The organism is Cohaesibacter marisflavi, assembly GCF_963665895.2.
Classification (GTDB): Bacteria; Pseudomonadota; Alphaproteobacteria; order Rhizobiales; family Cohaesibacteraceae; genus Cohaesibacter; species Cohaesibacter marisflavi.
The window spans coordinates 2,985,933-3,000,057 of record NZ_OY762534.1 but is presented as its reverse complement, the minus strand read 5'-3'; the positions used below and the strand labels follow the sequence as shown (position 1 = coordinate 3,000,057).

Below are 14,125 nucleotides of genomic sequence, written 5' to 3'. Positions count from 1 at the left end.
CTATTCCTCCCCGCCTTGCTGCGACCATTCCTTGACGCGTGCCAGATGATCATAGGGGCTTTCGAACCGCTCGAACATGGGCCGCGCCCGTGAAGGATAGCTCTTGGCTGGATCATCATAGGCGGTGATCAGGGCGAGCAGGCGCTTGCCGATCAGCTCGACAATGTCCTCGGCTGCGTAATCCTTCTCCACCCCCGGCTTGCGTTCGCCTGCCTTGCGACCGCCGGAAAGGCGTATCCAGACCATATCGCCCACTTCTATGCCGCGCGGAATGGTCTCAAAGCCGCCAAGCTTGGCCATATAGCCTTCCAGTGCCAACTGCGGCGCAAAGCCGGGCAACACCTGCTTGGCAGAAGGGGGCTGTCCGGTCTTGAAGTCGATCACCTCAAGCCGGTCATCCTTGGTAATGTCCAGTCGGTCGGCACGGCCTCGCAGCACAAAATCTCCCCCGCGCACCGGCAGGGTGATGCGGCCTGATATCTCGGCATGGCGGCCAGCAACGGTGTTCTCGCGCTCGGCCTCCCATTCCAAAATGAACCAGCGGGCGATGCGCTCAAAGCGGGGCCACCAGAAGGCCAACAGATCAGGGAAATTTTCCCATTGGGCAAAGGCTTCCCGCCCCATATCCAGAAGGCACTCAACCGCCGTTTCATCAAAGGGGCCCGTCCAATCCTGCGTGAAGCGGCCAAGTATGTCGTGAATGATCGATCCTTTTTCCGCGCCGCCCGGTGCCGAGCCGATGGGGTCGAGATCTCTCAGACCCAGCACATGCTTGGCATAGAGGGCATAAGGGTCGCGCACCCATGTCTCGATTTCTGTGACCGAAAGCGAGCGCGGCCTTGCTTCCAGAGGTGGACAGGGGGCTGGGCGTTTAAGAGTAATCTGTGCGCGCGCGGCATCGAGTTGTTCAGCCCATCGTTTCAGCTCGGCGCCCTTCTCATGCATGGCATGGCGGGCATCGGAACCGGCAACCGCCTCAAGGCGTTGCAGCCAACGGCTGGGCACGGTGGGCTCACCGCCGGTCTTGAGGGCACGGATCAGTACGACTTCGCAGCGTCCCATGGCTTGTGCAAAGTCATGGGCGGCGAGCCCGATCCGGCGTTCGGGCGGCTCGAGCTTCATTTGCGCGCGCATCGGGCGCGATAGCCACGCGTCTGTTTTTGTCTCCGCTGGCCATGATCCTTCATTGAGGCCACCAATAACCACCCGATCCACATCTAGCAGTCGCGCTTCCAACGTGCCGAGCAACTGAATGCGCGGATCGCCCTCGCCATGGGAGAGCACCGTTTCACCAGACATCATGGCCACCAGAAATGGCTCCAGATCCTGTGGTGAAAGGTCGGACGAAATGCTTGCCGCCAGCGAAGCGCGATCGAAGAAGTCCTGAATGGAGCGACCGGCAGCTTCGTCATAAAGACGGTCAGGCAGACCATCCTTGTCCATGGCAACAGCCTCAACGGCGGAGATGACACCGGCCAGCCACTCACCAAAGGAAGGCTCCTCTTCTGCATCCATCAATGAGATCAGCGGTGCGATTGCCTCTGAAAAACGCTTGAGGAGTTGTGCCGCAATCTGCCAGACCTCCGGCAGAGCAATATCGGCTCCGAGTTTTTCCTGCTCTTTGTCGTGCTTGCGGGCAAATTCATCAAGCAGCGGCTTCAACCCGTCGCCAAGACGCGGACCACGCAAAACGCGCAACTCCAGAAAACGGGCCGCACGGCGTACATCTGCCCGTGGCATGCCAAAAGAGGCCAGCGGGTGCTTCATCAACGAGAGCAGCTTGACCGGATCAAAGCCGCTGACCACACAGTCAATCATCAGGCGCATAAGCAAAGCTGGCGGCGTCTCGGCAAGGGGCATCCCGGCGGTGTCTTCCACATTGATGCCCCAGCGCTTGAGCTCAAGCAGTACACGCCGGGCCAGTGCGCGATCAGGTGTTACCAACGCGGTGCGGGCGTCGGGGCGCTCGAGAACTTCGCGCAAAGCCAACGCGGCGATGCGGGCTTCTTCCTGCTCGTTGTTTGCCTCGGCCATCGTCACGCCAGCAAGCGCGGCGGCGCGGTCTGCAAGAGATAGGGTTTCAAGGCTTGAGCGCCAATGCTCGGTGGTCTCCGCAGGCCGCAGGGCTTCGCTGACCAGCTTTTCCCTTAAGGCCAGTGGGGTGGATACGGCGCCCAAGCTGATCACATCCGTGCGCTTGAGGGCCATGCGGTCGAGCATTTGCTTAAGGTTGAACTGGGGATGACCGGCGGCAGGTTCGGCTTGCCCTAACTCGGGATGTAGATGGCCGATGGCCTGCCAGCTTTCCTCGTCGAGATCCTTGTCGAGACCAGGCAGGATGAGCGCGCCTTTGGGGTGGCGTGCCACTGCTTCCAGCAGGTCGGCAGTGGCGGGAATGGAGCCGGTAGAGCCTGCCGCGATGACAGGCCCGTCATATTGCTCAATGGCCATGATCTCGGCAGCAAGCACAGCGTTGCGCCGCTCCACCGGATCAACAAGCTCAAGTCCCTTGAGATGCTCAGGCCATGTGGCCGTGGCGATCTTGAGAAATTCAAGGCTCATCTGCCAGAAGGCGCCGTAATCCTCAGGCACCAGATTGTCCAGATAAGCCCAGTCGGAGCGTTCGCGATGCACAGCGTCAATGAGCGCCAGAAGGTCAATCGCCAGATAGGCGGCATCTGTGGGGCGCCCGGACACATGCAACGGCTGATCCGGCCCAAGCGCCAGAACCTGACGGGCCACCGTCTCGGCCCAGTGATGCACAAGCCGCGTCATCGTCAGGCGGCGCTCTACGCTGTCCATCGCGGTTGGCAAATGCCGAAAATCCTCGCCGCCACTGGCTGCCACCTTGAAGGGCAGAAGATCCTCTTCTACATCCCCGATCACATGGATCTTGGGAAGAATGGCGCTTTGCCATCCACGCTCTCGCAAATGGGGCAGAAAGGCTTCCTTGAGCGCATCGGCGGTACGCCGTGTGGGCACATAGATAATGGCGCGTCCCAGATCGGAAGGATTCTCGGCGCAGAAGCCCTCAACCAGATGGCCATCAATCAGCGCATCGATCAGAGTGGATAGAAAAGTGCAGGAAGGAGAGATGGTAAAAACTTTTGCTGCGCCGTACATCTGACACTCCCCATGCGGTTTCTTCGCTCATTTCAGGCTCACGACCGGCCAGCTCGGCCTAAAGCGAGCCACAAAAGCCAATTGGCCGATAGGTATCGGCCAACTGATTCATGTTTGGGGTATTTGAAGCCAGATCGCCTCAAGACGCAAGGCGACAGATGCCGAAATCAGAGCTGGCGTCCACCGGTTGCGCTTTCGGCCAAAGCCCGCTCGGCGCTGCGGATATCGCGCGGTGTGCCCACATGCATCCATGTGCCATCCATGATCAGGCCGTAGAGGCGGCCATTTTCAATGGCTTTGTCAAATTCTGCATTGAGGGAGTGCGAGCCGGCTGGTGCATCCTTGAACAGGCGTGGATGCATGATGGCAGCGCCGCTGTAAACATAAGGGGAGACTTCGTGGGCCTTGCGGCGACGCAAACGGCCATGCGGGTCGAGCAGAAAATCACCGCGCCCCTTGTAGCCGACTGCCGTTACGGTTGGCGCCAGCAGCAGCAGGGCGTCCATGGTTTCGTCGATCCAGTAATGGGCCAGAAGATCAAGATTGGGAACAGACCCTTCCATCCAGAAGCTGTCGGAATTGAGCAGATAGAAAGGTTCTTTGCCCAGATGGGGCAGCGCCTTGGTCACGCCACCGCCAGTTTCCAGCAGGCCATCACGCTCATCTGAAATGACAATGTCGAATTTGTCATATTGCTTGACATGCACCTCGATCAAGTCTGCCAGATAATGCACGTTGATAACAGTGCGATCCACTCCGGCCCGTTCTAGTGCAGTGAGCGGGCGGTCGATGATCGCCTTGCCACCTACGGTAATCAGGGGCTTGGGGGTAATTGCAGAAAGGGGTCGCATGCGTTTGCCCATTCCGGCTGCGAGGATCATTCCGGTTTTGGGGCGTTTGAGCGTGGTCATGGTTTCGTCCGTGCTTTAGTCTTTATTTTCCCCGGTGGTGCAACAGGAAGCACCGGGGCTTGGCTGTGGTTATCATTCTATGCGGTCTCTGTCTGCAAAATCCGGAGACAAGGTTAAATGCTTCGCAAAAAAGCGTCAGACAGAAGAAGGCGGCATCAGCTGTTCGGCCTGATACCAGCTATGTAGAGTCTCCAAAAGAGGGTGGTCCATGCTGCGCGCCAGATAGGCAAGGCTGCGCGGGATGTGGGATAGGTAAGTGGTGCGCCCGGCCTCATTGGCCGCGCGGGCGAAGGCCCCGAGATTTTTCGAAATGCGCTGGGCAGCAGCAAGATGGTAGGCTTCGTCAAAAGCCGCGCTTTGGGCGTCGTCTAACGCACGGCTGGTCTTGTAATGCGCGAGCATCTTGTCGGCAAGCGAAACGGGAATGGTAACACGGGCATCCATGCAAAGAGCCGCAAGGTCGTAGGCGTTCGGACCGATGAGGCAATCCTGAAAGTCGATGAAGCCGATGCGCTCCTCACCTTGTTCCCCTGCCTCTCCCAGCCAGAAACAGTTGGGATCCTGCACATCGCGCAAAACGAGCACCGGCTCCGCTTCCACGAGCCGGTCAAGCAGTGGCGACCAGAGAGCCTTGAAGGCTGTCCGCTTGGCTTGAGGGCAGGGGGCGCTGTGGATATGAGGCCAGTAATGATCGAGAAAAACATCCAGCTCGACTTCGAAAGCAGCTTTGTCATAGCGGGACAGGTTATGTTGTCCACCAAAGCCACCAAATGCGTCGGGTAAAGGCTTTTGATGTAGAGCAGCCAGCGCGGTGACCGTTGCCAGATAGCGCGCCTCCACCGGCGCTTCCGGTCCTTCGGCGAGGGTCATGGCGCCAAAGTCTTCCCACAACATCAAACCTTCTTCGAGCGCGACGCCATAGCGTTTGGGAACCCTCAGTCCCATGGCTTCCAACCCCTCGCTGATAGAGAGCATCGGGGCGAGGCGGGTTACGCGATGGGCGACCAGATCATAAAGGCGGCCATCATCAAGCTTGGGGCCCGGCTGGCGTTCGGGCATATCCATCAGGATGGCAGCTTGAGAACTATCGTGTTCTCTCGGAGCGCCCTGAGTTGACGGCTCGGTTTCATTGCTCTCTCCCGTCAGATCTTCAGCATGCCGGACACGATCATAAGTGCGCGGGGACAGATCCGAAGCGATCGGCTTGCGCAAGGCATCGCCCCAACCGGCATCAATCAGCAGCTGACGCTTGGCACAAAGGCGCTTGAGGCGTTCACCCCAGCGGGCATCGCCTGAAAGGGTGAGCCGGCGTGCATCATCGCTTTGAGAGGGAACAAAGGACACCCAAAGGGTCGAGGCGGGCATCAGATCATCCGCCCGGTCGGGCCATTCCACAAGGGCGGCGCCGGTCTCCCAGGCTTCCTCGAAGCCGATCTCATAGAGTTCTTCACTGTCGCTGATTCGGTATAGATCGAAATGAAACAGCTCCAGCTCTTGGTCTCCGGAGGCAATGTCATATCCCTGCACCAGCGTGAAGGTCGGGCTAGGCACTTCCATGAACGGGTCATCCGCCCGTGCGCGGAGCAGGGCGCGGGCAAAAAAGCTCTTGCCCATGCCCAAATCCCCCTCCAGCGCAAGCACATCGCCACATGTGAGCAGCGGTGCAATGTCCGCAGCCAGAGCTGCGCTTGCGGCCTCAGATAACTGGTCAAAGGTAAAAGACCAATCAGAGCTGTTATGGAAAGAAGAGGATGTTTGGTCAGCCATCAGGCACCCTGCTATCAGCGCGATGAAAATGCAAAGCCATGTTCTGGGCACTGGATATAGCAGGAATGGGGAGCTTGTCGACTCTTATGGTGAAAAACTACAAGCCGCTTGCGGCATGTGAGCCATGAGCAAGACGCTCATCGTCTTGTTGCGCCTTGAGCGGTGGGTCTAACCGCCCGAGGCAAAGGGCCGCCGGAGCTTGTTATTCCGCAGCAGCAGTCGTGGATTGGGCGTCTATTTGAGGGTCAATGGGAAAGCTACAGAGTACGCTCGTACCCTTTCCCTCATTGCTGGAGATCGTCACTTTACCCCCATGCAGTTCCACAAAACTCTTCACAATCGATAGTCCGAGGCCCGCTCCGCCGCGATTCGTCTCTGTCGTGCGGCTCTCGAAGCGATCAAAGGCCGAACCGAGATATTCCTCAGGCATGCCGCAGCCGTGATCGGCCACGGTGAAAATGATGTCGCTCGGTGTGCGCTCGGCCACGATGGAAATCGATGACTCCGGATCGGAGAAGGAAATTGCATTCGAGATCAGGTTAAAGAGCACCTGCCGCACCCGCTTGGGATCGCCTTTGAACTGCCCCATGCTTTCGGCAACCGAGATATCGAGATGGATATTCTTTTCCGCCAGCCTGTCCTGAAGTCCTTCTGCGGCGGCGCGAATGGAATCCACCGGATCCACCTCTGCCAGCTCCAGCACGACGATGCCTGCATCAATGGTTGCCAAATCGAGAATATCGTTGACGATAGCCAACAGCGACGAACTGGACGTCATGATATGATCGGTATATTCGCGCTGACGTTCATTGAGCGAGCCGAAGGACTCGCTGGTGAGCAGTTCGGTGAAGCCGATAATGTTGGTCAGTGGCGAGCGCAGCTCGTAGGAAACATGCTGGATGAAGGTGTTCTTGAGTTGATCGGCGGCCAGCAGCGCTTCGTTGCGTTCCTGCAGGCTTCTCTCGACAGTGACATTGCCCGTTACATCGACAAAGGTCATCATGGTCGCGCCATCGGGCAACGGAATCGAGGCATAGTCAAGGAAGCGTCCGTCGATGCAGTCCATACGACCCATGACGCCCTCGCGCTTGTCTTCCAGCCCGACGACGCTGCCGATCAAGGTTGCCCACACCTTGGTGGAATCATATTTGCGGCGGCACAGCTCCAGAACGGCGGCAACATGCGGCTCGCCTTCCAGCTGGTCTTCCTGAAAGTCCCAAAGGCGGCTGAAGGCCGGGTTGGACATGCGCAGGCGACCATCCGAGCCGAACACCACAACCCCGTCATTGAGATGGTCCAGCGTTTCGCTCTGCATACGGATAAGGGCATTGTAGCGCTTTTCCAGATCCAGCCGTTCGGTGACATTCTCAAAGATATAGATGACACCCGCATCCGGATTGGGCGCAGCAATGACGCGCAGGGACTGGCCATCTGGCAGATGCCACCAATGCTCATGGGCTTCCACATCGCGATAGGACGAGAGGAATTTCTTCTTCCATTCATGGAAATTGGCCTGCTCGGGCAGGCTGCGATTGATGCGCAGTTTTTCCAGAATGGCATTCTCGTCGGGATTGCTGTCAAGGAATGCCGGGTCCAGATTGAACTGGCTGCTGTAAGCGGCGTTGTAGAATTGCAATTGCTGGGATGAATCAAAAATGGCCACCGGGGTGGTCAGTTGATCCAACGTATTGGCATAGAACAGATGCATGCGATCAAGCGCCTTTTCGGCAGATTCCAGATCGGATACATCCGTTGCGATGCCAACAGAGCCCGGATGCAAGTAAATATCGGTTACATCGAAGATCTTGCGCTTGCCTTCAGCGATAATTGGCAGGCGTTTGATGGCCAGATCTTTGTCGCCACCAGCCTCGCTGCGGCGTTCGTGGATCTGCAAAACAGCTTCCCGTCCGCGCTGGTCGAGCAGTTCTGACTGGTCTTCCAGAACGGCTTCGAGATCACCGCCATCAACCGCCTTTACATAGGCATCATTGGCCCAGGTCAACTGACCGTCTTCATCGCGAGACCAGACAGGCATCGGCATGGAGTTGAGCAGGGTGCTCATTCGGCCCAGTTCCTTGCGATGGCGAGACACTTCATGTTCAAGCCGAACGCGGTCATGTTCATCGCCTTCCAGAACGCGCAGTTGCACCAGCGCCCGTCCACCAGAGGTGCGACCTCGGAATTCGACAAGGTTGCCATTCAGCGTCTGGGCCGACTGGACAAAGCGCTGCCCCGTTGCACGCAGCTTGGCAATGGACGTCTCAATGTCCTGTACACTGTCGATCTGTAGCCAATTGCCAAAGGCGAGAATGGCATTGCCCACGGGCAGCAGATGATCATTGCTGACCAGATTGCCGATGACTACAGGCTGCTCGTGATTGCCATTCCAGATGATCATTAACTGATCGGTGGCATCCAGAAGGCTTTCCGAACGGTCCAGCTTGGTCTGCAAAGTCTGGATCGCTTCCATGGCATTGATCAGGCGTTCGCGACTGCGCCGCCGTTCGCGCATGACCGCCCATCCGGCTATCAGCACAAAGATTGTGAGGGCGCAGATAAGTGCAAGGCCGAGCATTTCCCATTGCAGTGGGTTGCCGCCAAAGGATTCCGTGAGCGAAGAGGTGGGGCGTTCAACAAGGGCAGGGATGGACGGCAACAACTCTCCGGCCACCAGCTTCTGTTGGGCAGCATCAGACAGAGGGGCGGCTGCCTCCTCGGCCTGCGCCAAAGCTGCGGCAGGGAAAAGGCTGGAAATAGCCACCAGGGTTAGAAAAAAGCGGAACGAAGGGGAAGAGGATGCGTCCCGCGATGAAAGGCCCTTGGATGAATAAGGACTGGCCTTGGATCTACCGAGACGATGGGTTTTTATTATTTCTCCGAACAGGCCGTTTTTCGGCATCTTGCTCGTCCTTTCCGCCGCTTCGAAAGACCGCTCAACGGTCATTCATTTTTTAAAATTTCCGAACAGACCCTTCTTTTCGAGAGTCCATATCCGGGACCGGCCAAAAGCCAGTCTATCTGCCCAATTGGTCATTTGCGGTGCCCAACACACCATGACCGGTTCTTTATTCTCAGCCTAACGTGTTTGGCTGTCTTTTTCTCGCCAGCTACGGACAGAATCCGTAAAAGACTCAGACTCCTCCATTGGCCCCTGAATGGTGCAAACAGGGGAGAAGCCTCAGGCCCAACGCATTGGATACTGCTAAGATACACGCCACTAAGAGATTTGGTTCGGGGCCTCCTCCGTTCCAAATCGAATCACTTTACATTAACCTTTCCGCGACTCGGGCAGAAGAGTCCTCGTGTAAAAATGGCCAAAAAAAAGCACCCTCTTCACATTGGGAAAAGGGTGCCTGATGGCTCGTTAACCGAGCAGATGGGTTAACCTGTTGGTTTTCCGCCATTCCTTAACAAAAGATTAAGGAAACTCTTAATAGCGGTAATGGTCCGGTTTGAACGGTCCTTCCACAGGTACGCCAATATAGTCTGCCTGCTCCTTGTTGAGCTTGGTCAGTTTGACGCCCAGTTTCTCCAAATGCAGCATGGCGACCTTCTCATCGAGGGCCTTTGGAAGCACGTAAACATCCTTGCCATAGCTGTCATGGTTCGTGAACAATTCGATCTGGGCAAGGGTCTGGTTGGTGAAGCTGGCGCTCATCACGAACGATGGATGGCCGGTGGCGCAACCAAGGTTCACGAGGCGGCCTTCCGCCAGCACGATGATACGCTTGCCATCGGGGAACTCCACTTCATCGACCTGCGGCTTCACATTGTGCCATTTATAGTTCCGCAGCGCTCCGATCTGGATCTCGCTGTCGAAATGGCCAATGTTGGAAACGATCGCACGATCTTTCATTGCCCGCATGTGATCATGGGTGATGACATCTTTGTTGCCGGTCGTGGTCACGAAGATATCGCCCTTGGGGGCGGCTTCTTCCATGGTGACCACTTCATAGCCCTGCATGGAAGCCTGAAGGGCACAAATCGGGTCGATTTCTGTAACGAGAACGCGCGCACCCTGAGAGCGCAGAGATTCGGCAGAGCCCTTGCCAACATCGCCGAAGCCGGCAACCACGGCAACCTTGCCCGAGATCATCACGTCGGTTGCACGCTTGATACCATCAACAAGAGATTCACGGCAGCCATAGAGGTTGTCGAATTTGGATTTGGTGACCGAGTCATTGACGTTGATTGCCGGGAAAGGCAGATCACCCGCTTTTGCCAGATGATAAAGACGATGCACGCCTGTGGTGGTTTCTTCGGAAACCCCGAGGATGCCGTCGCGGATTTTGGTGAACCAGCCCGGTGTTTCTTTAGCGCGTTTCAGGATCTGGGCCTTGACCACTTCCTCTTCTTCATTTTCAGGATTTGGAATGATCTCTTCGCCTGCATCAACCTTGGCACCCAGCAGCACATACATGGTGGCGTCGCCACCATCGTCCAGAATGAGGTTCGGACCTTCGCCATCGGGCCAATCGAAAATACGGTCGACATAGGCCCAGTATTCTTCAAGGCTCTCACCTTTGATAGCGTAAACAGGAACGCCGGTCGCTGCAATGGCCGCAGCGGCATGATCCTGGGTCGAAAAGATATTGCAGGTTGCCCAGCGCACTTCGGCGCCCAGAGCCGTCAGCGTTTCAATCAGAACAGCCGTCTGAATGGTCATATGCAGGGAACCGGTGATGCGAGCGCCCTTGAGCGGCTGGGAGGGGCCATATTCGGCGCGGGTCTGCATCAGGCCGGGCATTTCGGTTTCGGCAATGGTTATTTCCTTGCGTCCCCAATCAGCCAGGGACAGATCTTTGACGACATAATCAGCCATAGTGGTTCCTCAAACTCCGGAGCCGGGTCATGATGCCTGCTCCCTATTCAATCGTGTCATTTCTTACGGCGAAAAATCAGAATTGGTTTCATGATCCGCTCGATGTTGCCACAGCTATACCCTGCATGGCGCGGCAAAGCAATAATGATATAAAGAATTCTTTATATGATCTATAATGTCTGAATCGTACAATATATGTTGAAGATACCACCCTTTGCTGCTGCCTTCCTGCCGGAAAGGCACCGAATATGTGGTCTCTGTCATATTACCTCCTTTTTGTGTAACCATTGAAAGAGGAGCAGGGGATTACCCTTGGGACTATCCTTCTGCCGGAAAGGGTGTGCGGGCCATGTGGGCTGGCAAGCAAGTATCAGGAGACGAATGAATGAAGCATTGCATCATAACCGGAGCCAACCGCGGTGTTGGTCTTGCTTTGGTGACGGCCTATCTGGAAAAGGGCGATTGGCACGTCCATGCCTGCTGTCGCCAGCCGGAGAAGGCAGATGCCCTGCGCGAACTTGTAACAAGCCATCTGGGACGCATCACGCTTCATACGCTTGACGTGGTGGATCAGGCTTCGGTTGATGCGCTGGCTGAAGATCTCAAGGATCTGCCTATCGATTTGCTGATCAACAATGCTGGCATCAAGGGGTCCAAGCACCAATCGCGCAGCGATATGGATTATGATGCATGGGCCGAAACTTTTGCTGTCAATGCCATGGCCCCCTTGAGGGTCACCGAAGCATTTTTGCCCCATCTCAACGCCGCTGAAGGCGCCAAGATTGCCACCATCTCCAGCCAGATGGGAGCCATTTGCCATAAGGGAACCGGACAATATGCCTACCGCTCCTCCAAGGCTGCGGTCAACAAGGTCATGTCTATTCTGGCGCAGGAAGTGGCAGCCGACGGCCTCATTTGTATTCTGCTGCATCCGGGTTGGGTGCAAACCGACATGGGGGGAGCGCATGCCGACATCTCGCCCAAAGAGAGCGCCAGAGGCATTGCCGAAACCATCGATAAGGCAACGCTCAAGGATAATGGCAGCTTCTTTAAATGGAATGGTGAACCTCATGGATGGTAAGCGGTGATGGGTACGGTCTTCTTTGTCCTTTCCAAGATTGTCGGGTTGCTGTTGCTGGTCGAGAGCTGGCTTTTGCTTGGGCTGCTTTTCAGTCTGGCCATGCTGTTTGCGGGCGCGGTGGTGCCTGCCAAATGTGGGCTGACGATAACCTTGCTCATTCTCGTCCTTGTGCTGTCCCCGTTAACGGACATGGCGCTGGCCAAGTTGGAGACCACTTATCCAACAAACCCCGATCTGACCAAGGGCAAGCCGATCGATGGCATCCTCGTGCTGGGTGGCAGCATCGTGACCGGCCATTCCGAAAAATGGAAGCAGCCTGAACTCAACCATGCCGGGGAACGGATCACCGAAGCTGCCCGTCTCGCCCGCTTGCTGCCCGATATTCCGATCTTCATATCAGGGGGCAACGCGTCGCCTCTTGATGTCGTGCTTGGTAACAGGGGTGCCAGTGAAGCGGAAATGACCCGCGATCTGCTGGTCGGGATGGGCGTTGAAGCCAGCCGCATTCAGATAGAGACCAAATCGCGCAATACCGCTGAAAATGCCACATTCTCCGCCCGTCTGGTTGGCGATGATATATCAAAGCATTGGCTACTGATAACCAGCGCCTTCCATATGGCCCGTTCCATGCGCAGTTTTGAACGTGCGGGTTGGACAGACCTGATGCCCTATCCGGTGGATCATCGCACCAACCTCTCCAGTAAGCCCTTCAGCTGGTATCCCGGCGGCAAGATCGAGCGAGCGGACTTGTTGATCAAGGAGCTGGTCGGGCTGGTCGTCTATGGCTGGACCGGCCGCTAGCCCCCTGTCAGCACGGTAAGCAGGGTCTTAAGCGAAAAGTGAGAGTTGCCGGATTAATCATTCATTAATCATGTGTCGTAACCGAATATTTTTGAAGATCCTCTAGTTTTGGTTGTCTAGGACGGGTGGGGTCAACGGTATCGAGCAGGCGATGTGCATTGGTGCGTCGATCATCTTTGGCTGTCTGGGAAGCATACAGGTAAGCAATATATGACAGAAGCGACACAAGTGGCCTCGACAGGGGCCATGGCCAAGATACGGCGGTTGATCGGTAGTGGAGATGCGCGGGGTCTGTTTGGAACGATGGTGCTCAAAGCTGGCAGCGCTGTCATCTCCTTTGCGCTCTTCTCGCTGGCGGCGCACGCTGCCGGAGCCGTTGAATTCGGGCGCTTTTCCATTCTCTTTTCGGTTCTGTCCATTTTGGCCATCGTGGCGGCATCCGGACAGGAAATGCAGGTCGTCCGTTCCTGGAATGAGTATCTGGCATCCGATCGCCCCGGATTGGCCTTGGGTGCCGTGCGTTATGGCTGGATGGTCAGCTCGGCCGGCGTTCTGATCGTCTGTCTGGGCTTCTGGATCGTCTATTCCATGGATCTGCCTTTCTTCCGTGAAACCATCCAGGGCAGCAACTGGACAGCCATCTTCTCCATGGCCTTTCTGGCGGGCAACTGCTTTGCGCTTTATAGCTCCCATGTGACGCGAGCTGTCGTCAGCATCAAACTGGCCGACGGACATTATGAATTCACATGGCGGGCCTTTGCCGTCCTTTTCCTGAGCATCAGCCTCTTTGTCGGCCATTCGGTCACCAGCACGGAAATTCTGGCTGTTTTTGCTCTCGGGCTGGCCTTTGTTATCGCCACGCAGGCCTATGTGGTTGCTGTGCGTATCAAAAAGCAGATCGGCGAGGTAACCCCCGGCTATGATGTACGCCAATGGACGCCGCGATCGGTGCGTCTTTGGCTTGCTTCCATCATGGAAGCCTCGAACCAGCATCTGGACGTGTTCCTGATCGGCCTGCTGCTCGATCCGGTTTCTGCCGGTGCCTATTTCGTCGCCGCCCGTCTCGCCAATGCGTTCGGCTTGGCGACCAGTGGCCTCAATACCTTCGGCACCCGTCGCGTACCGGGTCTCTATTTTGCGCGCCAGACCGCCGAGTTGAAGCATGCGCTCAATATGATGGCGGGCATGAGTTTGATGATTGTCGTGGTTGGGCTGACCGCTGTGGTCATCGGTGGCGACTATATGCTGATGATTTTTGGACGCACTTACGCTGATTATTACTGGGTGTTCCTGCTGCTTGCCACTGGCACAGGTTTGACGGCCGCCAATGGAGCGGCCCCCGCATTTCTCATGTTGACCGGCCATGAAGGGCGCTATGTGACCATCGTCACATCATCGCTTGCCCTGCGTGTGATCGGATTTTTTGTCATTATCCCGCATTTCGGCATTCTTGGTGCCGCAGCCGTGTCCGGCGCCGTCATGATCGGCATGGCACTGCTGACAAACTATTTCTGCCGTCGCCTCACCGGTATGGATCCTTCGATCCTGCGGTTTGTGGCTGAAAGCACCGATGAAGCACCATCGGGGGCGGCAAAAGCACAACCAACTGATTGATTATCA

Annotated in this window: 8 protein-coding genes; 3 read left to right on the top strand and 5 right to left on the bottom strand. The window is 56.6% G+C overall.

The features are described from left to right. From addB to ahcY, 5 genes are all read right to left on the bottom strand, one after another. On the bottom strand, positions 1-3,123 hold the full coding sequence (gene addB / locus ACKPCT_RS14630; RefSeq protein ID WP_319567263.1) for a double-strand break repair protein AddB: 3,123 nt from the start codon (positions 3,121-3,123) through the stop codon (positions 1-3). Between the two features lie 167 nt (positions 3,124-3,290). Then, positions 3,291-4,034 (bottom strand): nucleotidyltransferase family protein, encoded by a 744-nt coding sequence (locus ACKPCT_RS14625; protein WP_319567262.1) that lies wholly within the window; start codon positions 4,032-4,034, stop codon positions 3,291-3,293. Positions 4,035-4,169: 135 nt separating this feature from the next. Beyond that, a complete protein-coding gene (gene tsaE / locus ACKPCT_RS14620; RefSeq protein ID WP_319567261.1) occupies positions 4,170-5,801 on the bottom strand; it encodes a tRNA (adenosine(37)-N6)-threonylcarbamoyltransferase complex ATPase subunit type 1 TsaE in 1,632 nt (543 codons plus the stop codon). A gap of 202 nt (positions 5,802-6,003) precedes the next feature. Then, entirely contained in the window at positions 6,004-8,700 is a 2,697-nt protein-coding gene (locus tag ACKPCT_RS14615; RefSeq protein WP_319567260.1) for a PAS domain-containing sensor histidine kinase, read from the bottom strand. A 531-nt stretch (positions 8,701-9,231) separates the two neighbouring features. Beyond that, entirely contained in the window at positions 9,232-10,623 is a 1,392-nt protein-coding gene (gene ahcY / locus ACKPCT_RS14610) for an adenosylhomocysteinase (protein ID WP_319515544.1), read from the bottom strand. A 385-nt stretch (positions 10,624-11,008) separates the two neighbouring features. Here ahcY and ACKPCT_RS14605 point away from each other — a divergent pair, with 385 nt between their 5' ends. The 3 genes from ACKPCT_RS14605 to ACKPCT_RS14595 all read left to right on the top strand — a co-directional run bounded on the left by ACKPCT_RS14605 (position 11,009) and on the right by ACKPCT_RS14595 (position 14,119). Then, positions 11,009-11,704: an SDR family oxidoreductase gene (locus ACKPCT_RS14605; RefSeq protein WP_319567259.1), complete on the top strand. Its 696-nt coding sequence runs from the start codon at positions 11,009-11,011 to the stop codon at positions 11,702-11,704. A 6-nt stretch (positions 11,705-11,710) separates the two neighbouring features. Then, the gene (locus ACKPCT_RS14600; RefSeq protein WP_319569426.1) at positions 11,711-12,505 is read left to right on the top strand and encodes a YdcF family protein; all 795 of its coding nucleotides are present in this window, start codon (positions 11,711-11,713) and stop codon (positions 12,503-12,505) included. A 210-nt stretch (positions 12,506-12,715) separates the two neighbouring features. Then, positions 12,716-14,119, top strand: coding sequence for a lipopolysaccharide biosynthesis protein (locus ACKPCT_RS14595; protein ID WP_319567258.1), 1,404 nt, complete (start codon positions 12,716-12,718; stop codon positions 14,117-14,119). Positions 14,120-14,125 lie beyond the last annotated feature (6 nt).